Origin of the sequence: Pseudomonas sp. ATCC 13867, assembly GCF_000349845.1 — a bacterium.
Taxonomy (GTDB): domain Bacteria; phylum Pseudomonadota; class Gammaproteobacteria; order Pseudomonadales; family Pseudomonadaceae; genus Pseudomonas.
Genome location: NC_020829.1, coordinates 1,556,824 through 1,576,904, shown reverse-complemented (window position 1 = coordinate 1,576,904; position 20,081 = coordinate 1,556,824). Strand labels below are relative to the sequence as shown.

Sequence of the window (20,081 nt, the reverse complement as noted above, 5' to 3'; positions counted from 1 at the left end):
CCCCCTGCAATGACCGAACTCGCCCTCATCCTGGTCAGCGCCATCCTGGTCAACAACTTCGTGCTGGTGCAGTTCCTCGGTCTGTGCCCGTTCATGGGCGTGTCGCGCAAGATCGAGACCGCCCTCGGCCTGTCCCTGGCCACCACCTTCGTCCTCACCCTCGCCTCGGTGTGCAGCTACATCCTGCAACGCTACGTGCTGCAGCCGCTGGACCTGGAGTTCCTGCGCACCATCGGCTTCATCCTGGTAATCGCCGTGGTGGTGCAGTTCACCGAGCTGCTGGTGAAGAAGAGCAGTCCGCTGTTGTACCGCGTGCTGGGCATCTTCCTGCCGCTGATCACCACCAACTGCATCGTCCTGGGCGTGGCGCTGCTCAATGCCAACAAGCCGGAGTACGGTTTCCTGCAATCCACCCTGCAGGGCTTCGGCGCCGGGCTGGGCTTTTCCCTGGTACTGGTGCTGTTCGCCGCCATGCGCGAGCGCATCGCCATCGCCGACGTGCCCAAGCCGTTCCAGGGCGCGGCCATCGGCATGATCACTGCCGGCCTGATGTCGCTGGCCTTCATGGGCTTCACCGGGTTGCTCAAGCCATGAGCACGGTGCTGCTCGCTGTCGCCATCCTCGCCCTGCTCTGCCTCGCCAGCGGCGCGCTGCTGGGCTATGCGGCGGTACGCCTGAAGGTGGAAGGCGACCCCGTGGCCGAACAGATCAACGCCCTGCTGCCGCAGACCCAGTGCGGCCAGTGCGGCTACGCCGGCTGCAAACCCTACGCCCAGGCCATCGCCGAGGGCGACGCGATCAACAAGTGCCCGCCCGGCGGCGCGGCCACCATCGCCGCCCTCGCCGACCTGCTGGACGTCGAGCCGCAGCCGCTGGACGCCGCCGAGGAAACCCCGCCGCGCGTGGCCTACATCCGCGAGGCCGAATGCATCGGCTGCACCAAGTGCATCCGCGCCTGCCCGGTGGACGCCATCGTCGGCGCGGCCAGGCTGATGCACACGGTGATCGTCGACGAATGCACCGGCTGCGACCTGTGCCTGGAGCCCTGCCCGGTGGACTGCATCGAGATGCGCGATCTGCCGGTGAGCATCACGGACTGGAAATGGCCATTGCCGGATACCCGGCTGATCGCCAGCGACCGGGAGCAGGCGGCATGAATGCGCAGGTCTGGAGCTTCCCCGGCGGCATCCATCCGCCGGAGAACAAGCGGCAATCCACCGCAACGCCGATCCAGCGGCCGCCACTGCCGCGCCTGCTGGTCCTGCCGCTGCAACAGCACATTGGAGCGCCCGCGCTGCCCTGCGTCGAGGTCGGCCAGCGCGTGCTCAAGGGGCAGATGATCGCCGAGCCGGGCAGCGCCATCAGCGCCGCGCTGCACGCTCCGACCTCCGGCACCGTGGTCGCGCTGGGCGAACAGCCTTACCCGCACGCCTCCGGGCTGACGGCGCCGGCCATCGTCATCGACAGCGACGGCCAGGATGAATGGGCTGAGCTCGCGCCCTGCCCCGAGTATGCGTCTCTCTCCGCGGTCGAACTGCTGGAGCGCATCCGCCACGCCGGCATCGCCGGGCTGGGTGGTGCCGGCTTCCCCACCGCCGCCAAACTGGCCACGCGCCCGCAGGACGACCTGCACACCCTGGTCATCAACGGCGCCGAGTGCGAACCCTACATCAGCGCCGACGACCTGCTGATGCGCGAGCGCGCGGCGGAGCTGGTGCAAGGCATCGACATCCTCGTGCACATCCTGCAGCCGGAGCAGGTGCTGATCGGCATCGAGGACAACAAGCCCGAGGCACTGGCCGCCGTGCAAGCCGCCATCGGCGAACGGAACGTCACGCTGCGGGCGATTCCGACCAAATACCCCTCGGGCGGCGAGCGTCAGTTGATCCAGGTTCTCAGCGGCCGCGAAGTGCCCTCCGGCGGGCTGCCGGCGGACATCGGCATGCTCTGCGTGAACGTCGGCACCACCGTAGCCGTGGCCGATGCCGTGCTGCGCGGACGGCCGCTGATCTCGCGCATCGCCACCCTGACCGGCGCGGCGCTGGAGCGCCCGTGCAACGTCGAAGCGCTGCTCGGCACGCCAGTGGGCGAACTGCTGGATTTCGCCGGCCTCGACCGTTCGAAGCTGGACCGTCTGATCCTCGGCGGGCCGCTGATGGGCATCAGCCTGCCCTCGCTGGACGTGCCGCTGATCAAGACCAGCAACTGTCTGCTGGCCGCCAGCGCGACGGAACTGCCGCCGGCGCCACCGGCCATGCCCTGCATCCGTTGCGGCGACTGCGCCCAGGTCTGCCCTGCCAGCCTGCTGCCGCAACAGCTGCACTACTTCGCCCTCGGCGCGCAGCACGAGCAGTTGCAGGCGCACAACCTGTTCGACTGTATCGAGTGCGGCGCCTGCGCCTACGTCTGCCCGTCGAGCATCCCGCTGGTGCAGTACTACCGCGCGGCCAAGGCCGATATCCGCGAGTTGCAGCAGCGCCAGTTGAAGGCCGAACAATCGCGCCTGCGCTTCGAACAGCGCCAGGACCGTCTGCGCCGCGAGGAAGAACAACGCACCGTCGACCGCCTGGCCCGCCAGGAACGCGTCGCGCGGGCGCAGGAAAGCGAAGCCAAGGTGGAGGCGACGGTGCCGGCAGCGCAATCGGTGATCGAGCGGGTGAAGGCCGAGAAGGCCGTGGGCAACGCGCCGGACCGGCTCAAGCGGCTGAAGATCGAGGCGAGCATGGCCCAGGTCGCGTTGAAGAAGGCCGAGAAACAGCTCGCCAGCCACGACACCGAACAACTGCGCGCCCAGGTCGTCGAATTGCGTGAGGCCGCCGGGCAGGTCAAGGCCGCGTTGGCGGCAGCCGAGGCGGAGAGCCATACCGCGCCAGCTCCGCTCGACAACGAAGCCACGCTGAAGAAAGCCAGGATCGACGCCGCAATGGCCCGCGCCCAGGTGAAGAAATCCGAGAAGGCCTTCGGCGAATCGCCCACGGACGAACAGCGCGCCACCCTCGCGTCACTGCGCGAGGACGTCGAGCGCATCGAACGCCAACTCAACGAATTGCAGGGGACCGCCATGCCGACCGAACCGAAAGCCACCCAAGCCGTCGACGGAATCCTAGCCCTGCGCCAGGCCAAGCTCGTGTACATCGCCCAGCGCGACGCCCTGCGCCAGGCCGAACGCGACGGCGCTTCCGAAGAAGAACTGGGCGCGGTCCGCCAGGCTCTGGCCGCCGCGGAAGCCGCCCTGCACGCCGCCGAGGACGCCAGTGGCAAGGCGCCGCCGGACCTGGTGCGCACCGACAAGCACCCGATGAGCGCCACCCTCCGGGCCGCCAGGACCGAACTGGCCTACGCCCGCGCCGACCTGAAGAAACTCGAACGCGAAGGCGCCGGCAACGCAGCCCTGGATACCGCCCGTGCCCGCCTGCAAGCGGCCGAACGCGCCGTGGCCGACGCCAGCGGCGAGACGCCTTGATGAAACTGCCGCGCACCGCCTCGCCCCACGCCACCGGCAGCAACCGCACGCAGAAGGTCATGCTGACCTTGCTGGCCGCCTGTGCGCCGGGCGCCCTGGTGCTGATCGGCCTGTACGGCGTCGGCACGCTGTTCAACCTGCTCTGGTGCAGCCTGATCGCGCTGGCCACCGAGGCGGCGATGCTCAGGCTGCGCAATCGCCCGCTGGTTTTCTTCCTCAAGGACGGCAGCGCGCTGGTCACCGCCGTGCTGCTGGCCCTCGCCCTGCCGCCTTACGCGCCGTGGTGGCTGAGCCTGATCGCCACGGTCTTCGCCCTGGTGTTCGGCAAGCACCTGTATGGCGGATTGGGGCAGAACCCGTTCAATCCGGCGATGATCGGCTACGTGGTGGTGCTGGTGTCCTTCCCGCTGCAGATGAGCCAATGGCCGGCGCCGGACAGCGCGCTGGGTCTCGGCGAAGGGCTGCGGCAGATCCTCGGCGTCGCCGGCCAGGCGCCGGACGCCTGGGTCGGCGCCACCGCGCTGGACGTGCTGCGCAACAACAACAGCCTGACGATGGACGAACTGCTGGCACAATCCAGCGCCTTCGGCCATATCGGCGGGCGCGGCATGGAACTGGTCAACCTGGCGTTCCTCGCCGGTGGGCTGTTCCTGCTCTGGCGCAAGCTGTTCACCTGGCACGCGCCGGTGGGCATGCTCGGCGCACTGTTCGTCACGAGCCTGCTGTTCTGGAACGGCTCCGGCTCCGACTCCCACGGCTCGCCGCTGCTGCACCTGTTCAGCGGCGCGACCATGCTCGGCGCCTTCTTCATCGTCACCGATCCCGTCTCCGGCGCCACCAGCAATCGTGGACGCCTGGTGTTCGGCATCGGCGTCGGCGTGCTCACCTATGTGATCCGTGCCTGGGGCGGCTACCCGGACGGCGTGGCCTTCGCCGTGCTGCTGATGAACCTCGCCGCGCCGACCATCGACTACTACAGCCGTCCACGCACCTACGGGCACAAGAAGCCCGAGCGTGGCTTCAAGGTGGGGGACTGACATGCCCGGCGCCCCTCGCTCGATGCTGAAGAACGCCCTGGTGCTCGGCCTGTTCGCCGTGGTCACGGTGGGCGGGGTGGCGCTGGTCCACCAGCTCACCGCGCAGCGCATCGACGATGCCCAGCGCGAAGCGCGCGGCCGCGCCCTGCTGGAACTGTTGCCGGCGGGCAGCTATGACAACCATCCGCTGGACAGCCAGGTCGACGCCTTCGATCCCAAGCTGCTCGGCCGCAACGCGCCGGCCCCTGCCTTCGTCGCCCGCCGCCAGGGCCAGGCCACGGCAGTGATCCTCCAGGCCATAGCGCCGGACGGCTACAGCGGCTCCATCCAACTGCTGGTGGGCGTCACCGCCGAAGGCCGGCTGCTCGGCGTGCGCGTCGCCGCGCACAAGGAAACCCCGGGGCTGGGCGACAAGATCGAGCTGGGCAAGAGCGACTGGCTGCACGGCTTCGACGGCCGCTCGCTGACCGACCCGGCGGAGGCCGGCTGGAAGGTGAAGAAGGACGGCGGCCAGTTCGACCAGTTCGCCGGTGCCACCGTCACCCCGCGCGCCGTGGTGAAGGCTACGCACAAGGCGCTGCAGTACTTCGATGCGCACAAGGCCGAACTGCTCGCGCCCGCCGCGCAAGCGGCCACGGGAGACAGCCATGAGTAACCCCGGCTACCGCGAACTGGCCCTGCAGGGGCTGTGGAAGAACAATCCGGGGCTGGTGCAACTGCTCGGCCTGTGCCCGCTGCTGGGCACCAGCAACTCCGTGGTCAACGCCCTCGGGCTGGGCCTGGCGACCCTCTTCGTGCTGGCTTGCTCCAACGCGGCGGTGGCGCTGATCCGTGGAGCGGTGACCGAGGCCGTGCGCCTGCCCGCCTTCGTCCTGATCATCGCCGCGCTGACCACCTGCATCGAACTGCTGATGCAGGCCTGGACCTACGAGCTGTACCAGATCCTCGGCATCTTCATCCCGCTGATCACCACCAACTGCGTGATCCTCGGCCGCGCCGAAGCCTTTGCCTCGCGCCACGGCGTGCTGCGTTCGACCTTCGACGGCCTGATGATGGGCAGCGGGTTCGCCCTGGTGCTGCTGGTAGTGGGTACGCTGCGCGAACTGCTCGGACATGGCACCCTGCTGGCCGGCATGGAGCTGCTGTTCGGCCCGGCGGCGGCGACCTGGAAAATCCAGATGTTCCCGCATGGCCAGGGCTTCCTGCTGGCCATCCTGCCGCCCGGCGCCTTCCTGGTGCTGGGCCTGCTGATTGCCCTGAAAAACCGTATCGATGAGAGCCTGGCGGAACGCGCCAAGGCGCAGGCGGGCGATGGTCCCGCGAGCGAGCGCCAACGCGTCCGCGTGACCGGAGTGATCGAATGAATGCCGCCAAGCGCGCGGAAATTTTCCGCCGTCTGCAAGAAGACAATCCCAACCCCGAAACCGAACTGGCCTACAGCACGCCCTTCGAGCTGCTGATCGCGGTGATCCTCTCCGCCCAGGCCACCGACGTCGGGGTGAACAAGGCCACGGCGAAGCTCTATCCGGTGGCCAACACCCCGGAGGCCATCCATGCCCTGGGCGTGGACGGGCTGTCGGAGTACATCAAGACCATCGGTCTGTACAACAGCAAGGCCAGGAACGTCATCGAGACGTGCCGCATCCTCGTCGAGAAGCACGGCAGCCAGGTACCGGACAACCGCGAGGACCTCGAAGCCCTGCCCGGCGTCGGCCGCAAGACCGCCAACGTGGTGCTCAACACCGCCTTCCGACAGCCGGCAATGGCCGTGGACACCCACATCTTCCGCGTCGCCAACCGTACCGGGATAGCCCCGGGCAAGAATGTGCTGGAAGTCGAGAAGAAATTGCTGAAATTCGTCCCCAGGGAATACCTGCTCGATGCCCACCACTGGCTGATCCTGCACGGGCGCTACGTTTGCAAGGCGCGCAAGCCGCAGTGCGGCAGTTGCCGGATCGAGGACCTGTGCGAGTACAAGTACAAGACGTCCGACGATTGAGAAATATCGGAAAATTCCTTAGGACTCATTGAAAAAATCTTTTTTACCACCCGGTTCTTTGTCGATATAAGGGGCGCCAACACACCCCGTGTTGTGGAGTGCACCGAATGGCAAACGACAAAGAAGACCTCGAACTCGAGGACGATGTCAGCACAGACGACAGCGATGATGGCGTCGAAGCCTCGGCGGAGGTCGCCAAGACCAACCTGACCAAGCGCCGCATCATCGACAACTACCTCGAAGAGCGTCGCCTGCAGCGTCAGTTGTCCGACTACGACTTCGACCTGTAAGCCTGCTCCTGAACCGTATGAAAAAGCCCCGCATCCTGGCGGGGCTTTTTGTTTGCGTAGGAGCGAGCTTGCTCGCGAACATTGCTTCCCGGCGACTCCGGTGCTGGGCGGTTCGCGAGCAATAACGATGGCGTCCCCCTCGCTCCTACAGGATCAAACCTCGACGCCGGCGCGCTGCACCACCCGGTAGCACGGCTCGTACGCCGCACCGCCCGGCAGCTTCATGCGGTGCTGCTCGACGAAGGCCTGCAGCAGTGCGTCCAGCGGCTCCATGATCGCCGCATCGCCGTTGATCTCATACGGGCCGTACTCCTCGATCATGCGGATGCCATGTTCCTTCACGTTGCCGGCGACGATGCCGGAGAACGCCCGACGCAGGTTCGCCGCCAGCTCGTGAGGCGGTACATCGCGACCCAGATCCAGGCCGGCCATGTTCTCGTGGGTCGGCTCGAACGGACGCTGGAAGCCCTCGTCGATCTTCAGCAGCCAGTTGAAGTGGTAGGCATCGTTGCGCTCGCGGCGGAACTGCTTGACCCGCTTGAGGCCGGTGCTCATTTCCCGCGCCACCTCCGCCGGATCGTCGATGATGATGCGGTAGCGCTGCTGCGCCGCTTCGCCCAGCGTCGCGCCGACGAAGGCGTGCAGTTGCTCGATGTAGGCTGCCGCGCTGCGCGGTCCGGTGAGCACCAGGGGGAATGGCATGTCCTGGTTTTCCGGGTGCATGAGGATGCCCAGCAGGTAGAGGAACTCCTCCGCCGTACCGACGCCGCCGGGGAACACGATGATGCCATGACCGACGCGGACGAAGGCCTCCAGGCGCTTCTCGATATCCGGCAGGATCACCAGTTCGTTGACGATGGGGTTCGGCGCCTCGGCGGCGATGATCCCCGGCTCGCTCAGGCCCAGGTAGCGGCCATCGGTGATGCGCTGCTTGGCATGACCGATGGTGGCGCCCTTCATCGGGCCCTTCATCACGCCCGGGCCGCAGCCGGTGCAGACATCGAGGCTGCGCAAGCCCAGTTCGTGGCCGACCTTCTTGGTGTACTTGTACTCGTTGGTGCTGATGGAGTGGCCGCCCCAGCACACGACGATCTTCGGCTCCACGCCAGCGTGCAGGGCGCGGGCGTTGCGCAGCAGGTGGAAGACGTAGTCGGTGATGCCGGCCGAGCTGTCCAGGCCGAAGCGCCGGCTGTTCAGTGCGTTCTGCGTGTAGACGATGTCGCGCAGGGCGCTGAACAGCATCTCGCGGGTGCTGGCGATCATCTCGCCGTCGACGAAGGCGTCGGCCGGCGCGTTGAACAGTTCCAGGCGCACGCCACGGTCCTGCTGGTGGATTTCCAGTTCGAAGTCGCGGTAGGCGTCGAGGATGTGCTTGGCGTTGTCGATCTGCGTGCCGGTGTTGAGGATGGCCAGGGCACACTGGCGGAAGAGCTTGTAGGTACTGCCCGAGCCCGCTTCGCTGAGCTGGTGGACTTCACGCTGGGAGAGGGTTTCGAGGCTGCCCTTGGGGCTAACCGAGGCATTGTTTACCGGTCTTGGGGACATGCTGTATTCCATGACTTAGGACGCCGGGCGCCTGGGCGCGGGGCCTCCGGAAAATCGGTGCGGCCGCCCATCGGCCGTCATTGCCAGGTGCGGCGCGGCGGGGATTGTCCGGCCCGCGCGCTGCTCCTGAGTCTCTGACAAGCGAATGGCGGAAACTGCTTCCGCAATCGACGCATCCCGCGCCGACGCAGGGTTGAGTATGACCGCTCCGGTGTCGTTCTGATGACAGCCGGGAAAGAAAAACCCCGCCAGGGAGACGGGGTTTCTCGAAGAGTGCGCGGGGGGAATGATCGAAGGATCAGTCCTTGCGCTGCGGCGAAAGCAGCTCGATCTTGTAGCCGTCCGGATCCTCGACGAAGGCCAGGATGCTGGTGCCGTGTTTCATCGGGCCCGGCTCGCGGGTGATCTTGCCGCCACGGGAGCGGATGTCCTCGCAGGCCTTGTAGACATCCGCCACTTCCAGGGCGATGTGACCGTAGCCGGTGCCCAGTTCGTACTGGTCCACGCCCCAGTTGTAGGTCAGCTCGATGACGCTGTTCTCGTCTTCACTGCCGTAGCCGACGAAGGCCAGGGTGAACTGGCCGTCCGGATAGTCCTTGCGGCGTAGCAGGGTCATGCCCAGGATTTCGGTGTAGAAGGCGATGGATTTGTCCAGGTCGCCGACGCGCAGCATGGTGTGCAGCAGTCTCATCGATTCTTCCTCATCAGGCGCCCCGGTGGGGGCTTATAAACACGAACCCCGGCTCGTGGCCGGGGTTCGTTGTGCTTTTCGTAGGAGCGAGCTTGCTCGCGAATCGCGCAAAAAGCAAAGGCTTCGCGAGTACGCTCGCTCCTACCCAAGGGGCGCTCAGAACAGCTTGCGGCCCTTGTTCGCGGCGATGCGCATGCGCAGCGCGTTGAGCTTGATGAAGCCAGCGGCATCGGCCTGGTTGTAGGCGCCGCCGTCTTCCTCGAAGGTCGCGATGTTGGCATCGAACAGCGAGTCATCGGACTTGCGGCCGACCACGATGACGTTGCCCTTGTACAGCTTCAGGCGCACGACGCCGTTCACGTATTCCTGGGACGCATCGATCATCTGCTGGAGCATCTCGCGCTCCGGGCTCCACCAGTAGCCGGTGTAGATCAGCTTGGCGTAGCGCGGCATCAGCTCGTCCTTCAGGTGAGCGACTTCGCGGTCCAGGGTGATCGACTCGATGGCGCGGTGCGCCTTGAGCATGATGGTGCCGCCGGGGGTCTCGTAGCAGCCGCGGGACTTCATGCCGACGTAGCGGTTCTCGACGATGTCCAGACGGCCGATGCCGTTGGCGCCGCCGATACGGTTCAGTTCGGTCAGCACCTGGGCCGGGGTCATGTCCTTGCCGTCGATGGCGACGATGTCGCCCTTGCGGTAGGTCAGCTCGATGTAGGTCGGGGTATCGGGGGCCTTCTCCGGGGAGACGGTCCACTTCCACATGTCCTCTTCGTGCTCGGTCCAGGTGTCTTCCAGCACGCCGCCTTCATAGGAGATGTGCAGCAGGTTGGCATCCATGGAGTACGGCGACTTCTTCTTGCCGTGGCGCTCGATCGGGATGTTGTGGGTTTCGGCGTAGTCCATCAGCTTCTCGCGGGACAGCAGGTCCCACTCGCGCCAGGGAGCGATCACCTTCACGCCCGGCTTGAGGGCATAGGCGCCCAGCTCGAAGCGCACCTGGTCGTTGCCCTTGCCGGTGGCGCCGTGGGAGATGGCATCGGCGCCGGTCTCGTTGGCGATCTCGATCAGGCGCTTGGCGATCAGCGGACGGGCGATGGAAGTACCCAGCAGGTACTCGCCTTCGTAGATGGTGTTGGCACGGAACATCGGGTAGACGAAGTCGCGGACGAACTCTTCTCGCAGGTCCTCGATGTAGATCTCTTTGACACCCAGCGCCTTGGCCTTGGCACGGGCCGGCTCGACCTCCTCGCCCTGACCCAGGTCGGCGGTGAAGGTCACCACTTCGCAGTTATAGGTATCCTGCAGCCACTTCAGAATTACCGAGGTGTCCAGGCCACCGGAATACGCCAGGACTACCTTCTTCACGTCCGCCATGCCACTCAACTCCACGGGGGTTGTCACGAAAGGGACCGATTCTACTGCCCGCTCAGGATTATTTACAGAGGCGCGACAGCTTTTGACGACAAAGCGACAAATACTATCGTCAGTGCGACTCGCTGCCGCAGCTTCAGCTCCTGGGCGCGGGACTGGCCGCCGCCGGTGGGGCCGCGCCCGCTGTCGAGGCTTCCGGCGCAGCGGGCGCCGCTGAAGCCGGAGCGGCCGGCTCTGCCTCGGCGGCAGGTCCGCGAGACAGGTTCACCGTCACCCGACGATTGCGCGCCCGGTTGGCTTCGGAATTGTTCTTCACCAGCGGATAGCGCTCGCCATAGAAACGCAGGGTGATCTGCGACTCCGGCACGCCATTGGCCTTGAGATAGTCCATCACCGCGACGGCACGGCGGCGCGAGGTATCGCGGTTGGCCAGGCGATTGCCGCTGTTGTCGGAATGACCGTCGAGCTCGATGCGGTTCACGCTCGGGTCGGCCTTCATATATTGCAGGATGATGTCCAGCTTGGCGCGGCCCAGCGCGTCGAGCCCGGTGCCGCCGTCCGGGAAGCCGATCTGGCTCTGTCGGACCTGATCGAAATTCACCGGCAGCATCTTCGCCGAACAATCCTGGAACTGCGCATAACCGGCGGCAAAACGCGTCGGCAACAGGCGCACCAGCAAACGCTCGCCATCACGGGTGCGGTGCCGGACCTCCGGCGTACGGCCTTCCAGCAGGCCGCCGAGCAGACGCCCGGCCTGCTGCTGGGTGCTGTTGAACGGCACGTCGCCAGCGCCGACCTGCACGGCGCCCAGGTTTACCTCGCCCTGCCCCGGCCGCCACGGCGGGGCCGCCGCCAGCAGCGTCGCCGCGCCGCGCCCGAGCCAGTCCTGCTGGGGCTTGAGACGGAAGGTCGGTTGCTCACCGGCGCGCCAGACGAACTCGCCCAGGCCGAAGCCCGCCACGTTCTGCGACAGCCGGCATTCGAACTGGTCGCCCGCCACCGTCCATTCGGCGCTTTCCAGGCGCGTCTGAAAGGTCAGCCCCCAGGCCGGCAGGCTCGCGCAAAGGACAAGCAGGAAAAGAAGAGACTGGCGCACGGCGGTTCCACACAAGCTGGATTGGTTCTTCGAATCTATCGGTCAGCCACGGCGAAACTTGATAGCGAGTGCCGCCGACAGCCTTTTCCGGTAGCATTTCCCCACATCTTTCCGCTGCAACCGCCCTCCTGGAATCCGCATGTCCGACCGCCTGACACTCCTGCGCCCCGACGACTGGCACATCCACCTGCGCGACGGCGCCGCGCTCGCGCAAACCGTCGGCGACGCCGCCCGCACCTTCGGCCGCGCCATCATCATGCCGAATCTGGTTCCGCCGGTACGCAATGCCGTCGAAGCCGACGCCTACCGCCAGCGCATCCTGGCCGCCCGTCCGGCCGGCAGCCGCTTCGAGCCGCTGATGGTGCTCTACCTCACCGACCGCACCAGCGCCGACGACGTGCGCGCTGCCAAGGCCTCGGGCTACGTGCACGCCGCCAAGCTGTACCCGGCCGGCGCCACCACCAACTCCGATTCCGGCGTGACCAGCGTCGACAACATCTTCCACGTGCTCGAAGCCATGGCCGACGTCGGCCTGCCGCTGCTGGTGCATGGCGAGGTGACCCGCGCCGAGATCGACGTGTTCGACCGCGAGAAGCGCTTCATCGACGAGCACCTGACCCGCGTGGTCGAGCGCTTCCCGACCCTCAAGGTGGTCCTCGAGCACATCACCACCGGCGATGCCGCCGCCTTCGTCAAGGCCGCCCCGGCCAACGTCGGCGCCACCATCACCGCGCACCACCTGCTGTACAACCGCAACCACATGCTGGTCGGCGGTATCCGCCCGCACTTCTATTGCCTGCCGATCCTCAAGCGCAACACCCACCAGGAAGCCCTGCTGGATGCGGCCACGAGCGGCAGCCCGAAGTTCTTCCTCGGCACCGACTCCGCGCCCCACGCGCGCCACGCCAAGGAAGCCGCCTGCGGTTGCGCCGGCTGCTATACCGCCTATGCCGCCATCGAGATGTACGCCGAGGCCTTCGAGCAACGCAACGCGCTGGACAAGCTGGAAGCCTTCGCCAGCTTCCATGGCCCGGACTTCTACGGCCTGCCGCGCAACAGCGACCGCATCACCCTGGTGCGTGAAGAGTGGGAAGCCCCGGCGGCCCTGCCGTTCGGCGACTTCGACGTGGTCCCGCTGCGTGCCGGCGAGAAACTGCGCTGGCGCCTGCTGGAGACCGAGGCATGAGTGACGAGAACGAAATCTTCGAAGAAGAACTCGACGGTTCCTTCCCGCCCGGCCCGCGCCATCCGATGGCGCGCCGCTTCCGTGGCTACCTGCCGGTGGTGGTGGACGTCGAGACCGGTGGCTTCAACGCCGGCACCGACGCGCTGCTGGAAATCGCCGCCGTCACCATCGGCATGGACGAGAGCGGCTACCTGTTCCCGGAGCACACCTACTTCTTCCGTGTGGAGCCCTTCGAAGGCGCCAACATCGAGCAGGCCGCGCTGGAGTTCACCGGCATCAAGCTGGACCACCCGCTGCGCATGGCCGTGCCGGAAGAACAGGCGCTGACCGAGATCTTCCGCGGCGTGCGCAAGTCGCTGAAGTCCAACGGCTGCAAGCGGGCGATCCTGGTCGGCCACAACAGCAGCTTCGACCTGGGCTTCCTCAACGCCGCGGTGAACCGCAGCGGCGTGAAGCGCAACCCGTTCCACCCGTTCTCCAGCTTCGACACCGCCACCCTCGCCGGCCTCGCCTACGGCCAGACCGTCCTGGCCAAGGCCTGCCAGACCGCCGGCATCGAGTTCGACAACCGCGAGGCGCACTCGGCGCGCTACGACACCGAGAAGACCGCCGAGCTGTTCTGCGGCATCGTCAACCGCTGGAAAGAGTTCGGCGGCTGGATGGAAGACGATCACTGATCGTTCTTCCCGTCTCCATGTAAACGCCTCGCACCTGCGGGGCGTTTTCTTTCTCCTACAAGGCCTGCGCACTCTCTGCACGCGCTTTCTGTAGCGAGCTTGCTCGCGAACAAGACGTCAGCGTCGGGGCTTACGTCCGCGGGGCGATGGTTCGCGAGCAGGCTCGCTCCTACGAAGAGCTTTACCGCGCGCCCACAAAAAAGCCCCGCCAAGGCGGGGCTCTTTCATGCACAGCCAGCCTTACAGCCTGCCGGCATTCTCTGCCAAGTAGGCGGCGACGCCTTCCGGCGAGGCGGTCATGCCCTTGTCGCCCTTCTTCCAGTTGGCCGGGCAGACTTCGCCATGCTCCTCGGTGAACTGCAGGGCATCGACCAGACGCAGCAGTTCGTCCATGTTGCGGCCCAGCGGCAGGTCGTTGACGATCTGCGAGCGCACCACGCCGTTCTGGTCGATCAGGAAGGCGCCACGGAACGCGACACCGTCGGCGGACTCGACGTCATAAGCCTTGGCGATTTCATGGGTGATGTCGGCGGCCAGGGTGTACTGGACCGGGCCGATGCCGCCCTTATCCACCGGGGTGTTGCGCCAGGCGTTATGGGTGAAGTGGGAGTCGATGGACACGCCGATCACTTCGACGTTACGCGCCTTGAAATCAGGGATGCGGCGGTCCAGGGCGATCAGTTCGGACGGGCAGACGAAGGTGAAGTCCAGCGGATAGAAGAACACCAGGCCGTACTTGCCCTTGATGGCTTCGGACAGCACGAAGCTATCGACGATCTCGCCGCTGCCGAGGACGGCGGCTACGTTGAAGTCGGGAGCTTTCTTACCTACGAGTACGCTCATTCCATGTTTCCTTCGGTGGTGAGGACGTAAGGGAGTGCAAGATGCCCTGCCCGGCATGAAGCGGCCGGATCCGCGGCTATCCACTCCAGAGGGGCGGCCATGATACACCGCGGCTTTCCGGTGCGCCCAGCGCACGCCCTTCTCCCCGCAACGCTAACCCTTTGGCGGAAATGACCATTTGTCCGGTGGAAGAAAAGCCCGCCCACAAATTTTGACAATCATTCTCATTAAGATTAGTATCGCCTCCAACAACCCCATAGCGACCAGTAGTGCAACCATGTACGTCTGTCTCTGCCAAGGTGTCACCGATACCCATATCCGCGATGCGATCTACGAAGGTTGCTGCAACTACCGCGAAGTGCGTGAAAGCACCGGCGTCGGTACCCAGTGCGGCAAGTGTGCCTGCCTCGCCAAGCAGGTGGTCCGCGAGACCCTTGGCGAACTGCAGAGCGCGCAGTCGGTGAACTATTCCCTCGCCTATGCGGCAAGCTGATCGAGGCGATCTACGCTCAGTTCAGCTGAAGACTCCAGAAAACCGGGCCATGCCCGGTTTTTTTATGCCTGAAATTCAGCATCTTACTGCCGAGATGAGGAATGAAAACATTCGCATTCATATTCCTTTTTATAAGGTTTTCAAGTACTTATGTTTGACAGCCAGTTATAAGAGGACCACACTTTCAGACTCTCCCACTCCACACGGCAGGACTCCGGCATGAAAGGCGACAAGAAAGTCATCCAGCACTTGAACAAGGTCCTCGGCAACGAGCTGATCGCCATCAACCAATACTTCCTGCACTCGCGCATGTGGAACGACTGGGGCCTGAAACGCCTCGGCGCGCACGAGTACCACGAATCCATCGATGAGATGAAACACGCCGACAAGCTCATCGAACGCATCCTGTTCCTCGAAGGCCTGCCCAACCTGCAGGACCTGGGCAAGCTGCTGGTCGGCGAGAACACCCAGGAAATGCTGCAGTGCGACCTGAACCTGGAACTCAAGGCCGCCAAGGATCTGCGCGACGCCATCGTGCACTGCGAAAACGTGCATGACTACGTGAGCCGCGATCTGCTCAAGGACATCCTCGAGTCCGAGGAAGAACACATCGACTACCTGGAAACCCAGCTGGGCCTGATCCAGAAGGTCGGCCTGGAGAACTACCTGCAGTCGCACATGCACGAAGACGACTGATCAGGAAAAAGGCACCGGCGCGGTTGTGGACGCCGGTGCCCTTCCCTTCTCAAGCGTTCGCCTTCGGCGGACGGCGCACCAGCGATGCCTTGAGCACCAGCCCGGCACACAGCCCCACCACCACCAGCAACGACAGACGCAGCCCCACGTGCTCGGCGAGGAAGCCGATCAGCGGCGGCCCCATCAGCAAGCCCCCATAGCCGAACGACGCCACCGCGGCCACGCCGCTGGAAGGCTCGACACCCGGTCGATTGCCCGCCGCGCCGATCAGGATCGGCACCACCACCGACAGTCCCGCGCCCACCAGGGCGAAGCCGGCGATTGCGCCCGCCACCGAAGGGCTGAACAACGCCAGCAGCATGCCCGTGCACGCCAGCAGCGCCAGGTTGCGCACCAGCGCCTCGTCGGCGAAACGCACCCGCAGGCGGTCGCCGAACAGCCGTCCCAGCACCATAGTCGCGGAGAATGCCGCGAAGCCCAGGGCCGCCAGGCGTTCGGACGCGCCCATTACCTGATGCAGTAGCAAGGCACCCCAGTCGGCAACCGCGCCTTCGGAGACGAATGCGCACAGAGTCAGCAGACCCAGGCCAATCAGCGCCGGTGGCGGCAGGCGCCAGCCGCGTTGGGCTGGCGCCTCTTCCTCCACGGGTTCCGGACGCCCTTCGAACAGGTGACGGGCGAAGAACGGCAGGATCGCCACGGCGATCAGCGCCAGCAGGGTGAAATGCCGGATCGGCGCCAGGTCCGCGAAGGCCGCCGCCCCCACCGCGCCGACCAGGCCGCCCAGGCTGTACATGCCGTGCAGGCTGGAAATGCAGGGCCGACCGAGGCGCCGCTCCACTTCCACGGCCTGGGTGTTCATCGCCACGTCCATGCAGGCGAAGGTCAGACCGACCACCAGGAAGCCTGCCGCCAGCTCCCAGACGTTCCGCGCCAGCCCCAGCAAGGGGAAGCAGGCCATCAGCGCCAACCCGGAGACGACGGTGAGCGCCCGGCTGCCGTAGCGACGCACCAGGGAGCCGGCGAAGACGAACGCCAGCAGCGCGCCGAAGCCCGCGCCCAACAGGGCCTGGCCGAGCTGCTGCTCGTCCACCCCGGTCATGCCCTTGAGCGCCGGCACCCGCCCCATCACGCTCCCGTGCACCATCCCGCCCATCGCGAAACAGTATCCACACGCCCAGCGCGCGGCGTTGGCCCGCGTTTGTTCAGTCATTTGTTTTTCCCAAAAACAAAGCCCCGCCGAAGCGGGGCTTTGTGCGGCAGCAGGAAAGACTCAGGCGTCGGCCTTGCCTACGGCTTCCTTGATCAGCGGTTGCAGCTCACCCTTCTCGAACATCTCGGCCAGGATGTCGCTGCCGCCGACCAGCTCACCGCCGACCCACAGTTGCGGGAAGGTCGGCCAGTTGGCGTACTTGGGCAGGTTGGCGCGGATTTCCGGGTTCTGCAGGATATCCACGTAGGCGAACTTCTCGCCGCAAGCCATCAGCACCTGTGCGGCGCGGGACGAGAAACCGCACTGGGGAGCGTTCGGCGAACCCTTCATGTACAGCAGGACAGGGTTGTTGGCGATCTGCTCTTTGATGGTATCGATGATATCCATGAACTTCCTCGGCTGAACTATCAGATACTGACCCGGCAATCCCCACGGTGGGCTTTGGCCGGCACGGTACCGCGCATTGTACTGCAAAGCCGAGTACAACGCTCGGCTTTGCAGGTGACGTGCGTCAGCTTGTCAGGCCGCCTCGACCTCCACCGGCACGCCATTGAGCGCCGTGTTGCCGGAGAGCGCATCCAGGTGGCGTTCGTCGGTCAGGTCGTTGGCGCTCACCCCACCCTGTTCGCGGGCGATGGACAACTGCACGCCCGGCCGCCCGTGCCCCCAGCCGTGGGGCAGGCTGACCACGCCGGCCATCACCTCGTCACTGGCCGCCACCTCGATCTCGATGCTGCCGACCCGCGAGCGCACTCGCACTTTCTGGCCGTCGACCAGCCCGCGCGACGCGAGGTCCTGCGGGTGCATGAGCAGTTGGTGGCGCGGTTTGCCCTTCACCAGGCGGCGATAGTTGTGCATCCAGGAATTGTTGCTGCGCACATGGCGACGGCCAATCAGCAGCAGTTGATCCAGCGCCGGTGCCTGGGCATCGGCGAAGCGTCGCAGGTCGTTCAGCAGGATTTCCGGGGCGGCCTCGACACTCCGGCTGGCAGTCTTCAGGCGCGCAGCAAGGTTGGGCCGCAGCGGCCCGAGGTCCAGCCCGTGGGGATACTCGCGCAGCCGCGCCAGGTTGAGCTTGTGTTCGGACGCATCGCCATAGGGGCCGAAACGCAGCCCCATTTCGATCATCTGCTCCGGCGCCATCGTTGGTTTCAGCTCACCGCCCATGCGCGCGGCGTAGGCCTTGGCCAGACCGACGAAGATCTCCCAGTCGTGCAGCGCGCCCTGCGGCCTGGACAGCACCGCCTCGTTGAAGCGGGTGACGTTGCGCACCGCGAAGACATTGAAGGTGGTGTCGTAGTGATCGTGCTCCAGCGGCGCGGTGGGCGGCAGGATCAGGTCGGCGTAGCGCGTCGTCTCGTTGATGTAGAGATCGATGCTGAGCATGAACTCCAGGCCGTCCAGTGCCTGTTCCAGGCGCCGGCCATTGGGCGTGGACAACACCGGGTTGCCCGCCACCGTCACCAGCGCGCGGACCTGCCCCTCCCCTTCGCTCAGCATTTCCTCCGCCAGCGCCGCCACCGGCAGCTCGCCGCCGTACTCCGGCAAGCCGGACACGCGGCTCCGCCAGCGGTTGAAGGCGCCACCGGAGGTAGTCGCCACCAGGTCCACCGCCGGCGTGGTGCACAGCGTGCCGCCCACGCGGTCGAGGTTGCCGGTGAGCAGGTTGATCAGTTGCACCAGCCACTGGCAGAGGCTGCCGAACACCTGCGTCGAAACACCCATGCGCCCATAGCAGACGGCCTTGTCGGCGGCGGCGAAGTCGCGCGCCAGCTGGCGAATGTCCTGCGCCGGCACGCCACAGCGTTCGGCCAGCGCCTCGACCTTGAACGGTTTCAGTGCCTCGCGCACCGCGTCCAGGCCGGTTACCGGCAGGTGTGTCTGGCGGAGCAGGTTTTCGCTGAACAACGTATCGAGAATACCCAGCAGCAGCGCCGCGTCCTCGCCGGGGCGGACGAACAGGTGCCGGTCGGCCAGCGCCGCCGTCTCGGTACGGCGCGGATCGACGACCACCAGCTTGCCGCCCCGCGACTTCAGCGTTTTCAGACGCTTCTCCACATCCGGTACGGTCATGATGCTGCCGTTGGATGCCAGTGGGTTGCCACCGAGGATCAGCATGAAATCGGTATGGTCGATGTCCGGGATCGGGATCAGCAGGCCGTGGCCGAACATCTGCTGGCTCACCAGGTGGTGCGGCAACTGGTCCACCGACGTCGCCGAATAGCGGTTGCGCGTTTTCAACTGGCCGAGGAAGTAGTTGCTGTGGGTCATCAGCCCGTAGTTGTGCACGCTGGGATTGCCCTGGTACACGGCCACGGCATCGTTGCCGTGGCGTGAACGGATCTCCGCCAGGCGCGTGGCGACCAGCTCGAAAGCCTCGTCCCAGCCAATCGGTTGCCACTCCTCGCCGACGCGGCGCATCGGTTGGCGCAGGCGGTCCGGGTCATTCTGGATGTCCTGCAGCGCGACGGCCTTGGGGCAAACATGCCCGCGGCTGAAACTATCCTGCGGATCGCCCTTGATCGAGAGGATGCGCTCATCCTCGGTCTCGATGGTCAGGCCGCAGATGGCCTCGCACAGATGGCACGCACGGTGGTGGAGGGTCTTGCTCATGGCTCGCCTCGTTATTGTTGTCGCCGGCGCCTCATGGGGCCGGTCGTCTTGTCGAGCAAGCACTATGGAGCGGGGATACGACGAACGCCACTAGCGTCAGTCGGGTGAATCGGGGGGCATCAGGGGGGAGGATGGAAGGATCGCGCGGACACCGAGGCACCCGCGCAATGCGCCGGCGGGATCATCCCGCCGGCAGGGCGGCTCAGTGGATGCTCTTGATCGAGCCCTTGTTGCCGGTGACCTTGACGTCGACTTTCTTGAAGATGAAGTAATCCTGGACGTTCACTTCATAGCGCGGCGCCACGATCAGGTCGGAGCCGGAGCTCTTCACTGCCTTGAAGGCCGCCGCCGCCTTGGCGCTGGAGACCGGGTCGAAGGCACCCAGACCCAGGCCGCCGGATTCGCCACCGTAGGTCACGCCGTCGGCGAACTGGGAGTCGCCGCCGAACTTCAGGAAACCGAACAGGACGTTGACCTGGGATTGACCGCTGATGGTCTCACCTACGGCGACATCGGCCTTCAGGCCAGTCTTGACTTCCTGGTCCAGCGCAGCGCTCGGCTGGCTGATATTGTAGGTGGTGCAGCCGCCGGCGGTGGCAATCACGGCGGTGATGGCAGCGGACATCCAGAACTTCTTCATGAAACAACTCCTTAGGGGATGAAACGGATACACCACCTTCTGATGGCGGCGAAAAGCTACCAATCGCCCCTGGAGCACGTATGTAGTCCACCGCCTCTAAAGCCGTCGGAAACGTCCCAGAGCCCTGCGCTGTGCGAAACTTGCGTAGATCCGTCATTTCCTTATAGGATCGCGCCTTCCCCCATTTTCCGCTCCATGCGGTCCCGCCGCAGGTTCAGCCCGTTTTTT

At 65.6% G+C, this 20,081-nt stretch carries 21 protein-coding genes; 12 read left to right on the top strand and 9 right to left on the bottom strand.

The genetic code is table 11. The features are described from left to right. Positions 1 to 9: 9 nt before the first annotated feature. The 8 genes from rsxA (at position 10) to H681_RS07170 (ending at position 6,789) form a co-directional block, all read left to right on the top strand. Entirely contained in the window at positions 10 to 594 is a 585-nt protein-coding gene (gene rsxA / locus H681_RS07205; protein WP_015476188.1) for an electron transport complex subunit RsxA, read from the top strand. Next, the gene (rsxB, locus tag H681_RS07200; protein ID WP_015476187.1) at positions 591 to 1,157 is read left to right on the top strand and encodes an electron transport complex subunit RsxB; all 567 of its coding nucleotides are present in this window, start codon (positions 591 to 593) and stop codon (positions 1,155 to 1,157) included. The genes rsxA and rsxB overlap by 4 nt, the downstream gene beginning before the upstream one ends. Further along, positions 1,154 to 3,463 carry an electron transport complex subunit RsxC gene (gene rsxC, locus H681_RS07195; RefSeq protein WP_015476186.1) on the top strand — a complete coding sequence of 770 codons (2,310 nt, stop codon included), beginning with the start codon at positions 1,154 to 1,156 and terminating at the stop codon, positions 3,461 to 3,463. The genes rsxB and rsxC overlap by 4 nt, the downstream gene beginning before the upstream one ends. After that, positions 3,463 to 4,500, top strand: a complete 1,038-nt coding sequence (locus H681_RS07190) for an RnfABCDGE type electron transport complex subunit D (protein WP_015476185.1) — start codon at positions 3,463 to 3,465, stop codon at positions 4,498 to 4,500. Before rsxC ends, H681_RS07190 begins: the two co-directional genes overlap by 1 nt. 1 nt (position 4,501) lies before the next feature. After that, complete coding sequence (rsxG, locus tag H681_RS07185) at positions 4,502 to 5,155, top strand: electron transport complex subunit RsxG (protein ID WP_015476184.1); 654 nt, start codon at positions 4,502 to 4,504, stop codon at positions 5,153 to 5,155. Continuing rightward, positions 5,148 to 5,864 carry an electron transport complex subunit E gene (locus tag H681_RS07180; protein WP_015476183.1) on the top strand — a complete coding sequence of 239 codons (717 nt, stop codon included), beginning with the start codon at positions 5,148 to 5,150 and terminating at the stop codon, positions 5,862 to 5,864. Before rsxG ends, H681_RS07180 begins: the two co-directional genes overlap by 8 nt. Next, positions 5,861 to 6,499 (top strand): endonuclease III, encoded by a 639-nt coding sequence (gene nth / locus H681_RS07175; protein WP_015476182.1) that lies wholly within the window; start codon positions 5,861 to 5,863, stop codon positions 6,497 to 6,499. Before H681_RS07180 ends, nth begins: the two co-directional genes overlap by 4 nt. A gap of 107 nt (positions 6,500 to 6,606) precedes the next feature. Beyond that, positions 6,607 to 6,789, top strand: coding sequence for a PA3496 family putative envelope integrity protein (locus H681_RS07170; protein WP_015476181.1), 183 nt, complete (start codon positions 6,607 to 6,609; stop codon positions 6,787 to 6,789). A 153-nt stretch (positions 6,790 to 6,942) separates the two neighbouring features. Here H681_RS07170 and ppnN read toward each other — a convergent pair whose 3' ends face one another. The 4 genes from ppnN to H681_RS07150 all read right to left on the bottom strand — a co-directional run bounded on the left by ppnN (position 6,943) and on the right by H681_RS07150 (position 11,492). Beyond that, positions 6,943 to 8,334, bottom strand: coding sequence for a nucleotide 5'-monophosphate nucleosidase PpnN (gene ppnN, locus H681_RS07165; protein ID WP_041712481.1), 1,392 nt, complete (start codon positions 8,332 to 8,334; stop codon positions 6,943 to 6,945). 298 nt (positions 8,335 to 8,632) lie between these two features. Then, complete coding sequence (gene gloA / locus H681_RS07160) at positions 8,633 to 9,025, bottom strand: lactoylglutathione lyase (RefSeq protein WP_015476179.1); 393 nt, start codon at positions 9,023 to 9,025, stop codon at positions 8,633 to 8,635. 156 nt (positions 9,026 to 9,181) lie between these two features. Further along, entirely contained in the window at positions 9,182 to 10,399 is a 1,218-nt protein-coding gene (locus H681_RS07155) for an argininosuccinate synthase (RefSeq protein WP_015476178.1), read from the bottom strand. 133 nt (positions 10,400 to 10,532) lie between these two features. Next, positions 10,533 to 11,492, bottom strand: a complete 960-nt coding sequence (locus H681_RS07150; RefSeq protein WP_041711800.1) for a MotY family protein — start codon at positions 11,490 to 11,492, stop codon at positions 10,533 to 10,535. A 139-nt stretch (positions 11,493 to 11,631) separates the two neighbouring features. Here H681_RS07150 and pyrC point away from each other — a divergent pair, with 139 nt between their 5' ends. Further along, on the top strand, positions 11,632 to 12,678 hold the full coding sequence (gene pyrC, locus H681_RS07145) for a dihydroorotase (RefSeq protein WP_015476176.1): 1,047 nt from the start codon (positions 11,632 to 11,634) through the stop codon (positions 12,676 to 12,678). Beyond that, positions 12,675 to 13,355, top strand: a complete 681-nt coding sequence (gene rnt, locus H681_RS07140; protein WP_015476175.1) for a ribonuclease T — start codon at positions 12,675 to 12,677, stop codon at positions 13,353 to 13,355. Before pyrC ends, rnt begins: the two co-directional genes overlap by 4 nt. 240 nt (positions 13,356 to 13,595) lie before the next feature. Here rnt and H681_RS07135 read toward each other — a convergent pair whose 3' ends face one another. After that, positions 13,596 to 14,198 carry a peroxiredoxin gene (locus H681_RS07135; RefSeq protein WP_015476174.1) on the bottom strand — a complete coding sequence of 201 codons (603 nt, stop codon included), beginning with the start codon at positions 14,196 to 14,198 and terminating at the stop codon, positions 13,596 to 13,598. A 277-nt stretch (positions 14,199 to 14,475) separates the two neighbouring features. Here H681_RS07135 and H681_RS07130 point away from each other — a divergent pair, with 277 nt between their 5' ends. Both H681_RS07130 and bfrB read left to right on the top strand, forming a co-directional pair. Further along, on the top strand, positions 14,476 to 14,691 hold the full coding sequence (locus H681_RS07130; RefSeq protein WP_015476173.1) for a bacterioferritin-associated ferredoxin: 216 nt from the start codon (positions 14,476 to 14,478) through the stop codon (positions 14,689 to 14,691). A gap of 219 nt (positions 14,692 to 14,910) precedes the next feature. Further along, positions 14,911 to 15,387 carry a bacterioferritin BfrB gene (gene bfrB / locus H681_RS07125; RefSeq protein WP_015476172.1) on the top strand — a complete coding sequence of 159 codons (477 nt, stop codon included), beginning with the start codon at positions 14,911 to 14,913 and terminating at the stop codon, positions 15,385 to 15,387. A 49-nt stretch (positions 15,388 to 15,436) separates the two neighbouring features. On the opposite strand, the gene H681_RS07120 is transcribed toward bfrB, so the two are convergent. From H681_RS07120 to H681_RS07105, 4 genes are all read right to left on the bottom strand, one after another. Then, the gene (locus H681_RS07120; protein WP_041711798.1) at positions 15,437 to 16,600 is read right to left on the bottom strand and encodes an MFS transporter; all 1,164 of its coding nucleotides are present in this window, start codon (positions 16,598 to 16,600) and stop codon (positions 15,437 to 15,439) included. A gap of 60 nt (positions 16,601 to 16,660) precedes the next feature. Then, a complete protein-coding gene (grxD, locus tag H681_RS07115; protein WP_015476170.1) occupies positions 16,661 to 16,987 on the bottom strand; it encodes a Grx4 family monothiol glutaredoxin in 327 nt (108 codons plus the stop codon). A gap of 132 nt (positions 16,988 to 17,119) precedes the next feature. Then, entirely contained in the window at positions 17,120 to 19,213 is a 2,094-nt protein-coding gene (locus tag H681_RS07110; RefSeq protein ID WP_015476169.1) for a molybdopterin oxidoreductase family protein, read from the bottom strand. A 202-nt stretch (positions 19,214 to 19,415) separates the two neighbouring features. Further along, complete coding sequence (locus H681_RS07105) at positions 19,416 to 19,853, bottom strand: hypothetical protein (RefSeq protein WP_015476168.1); 438 nt, start codon at positions 19,851 to 19,853, stop codon at positions 19,416 to 19,418. Between the last annotated feature and the right edge of the window lie 228 nt (positions 19,854 to 20,081).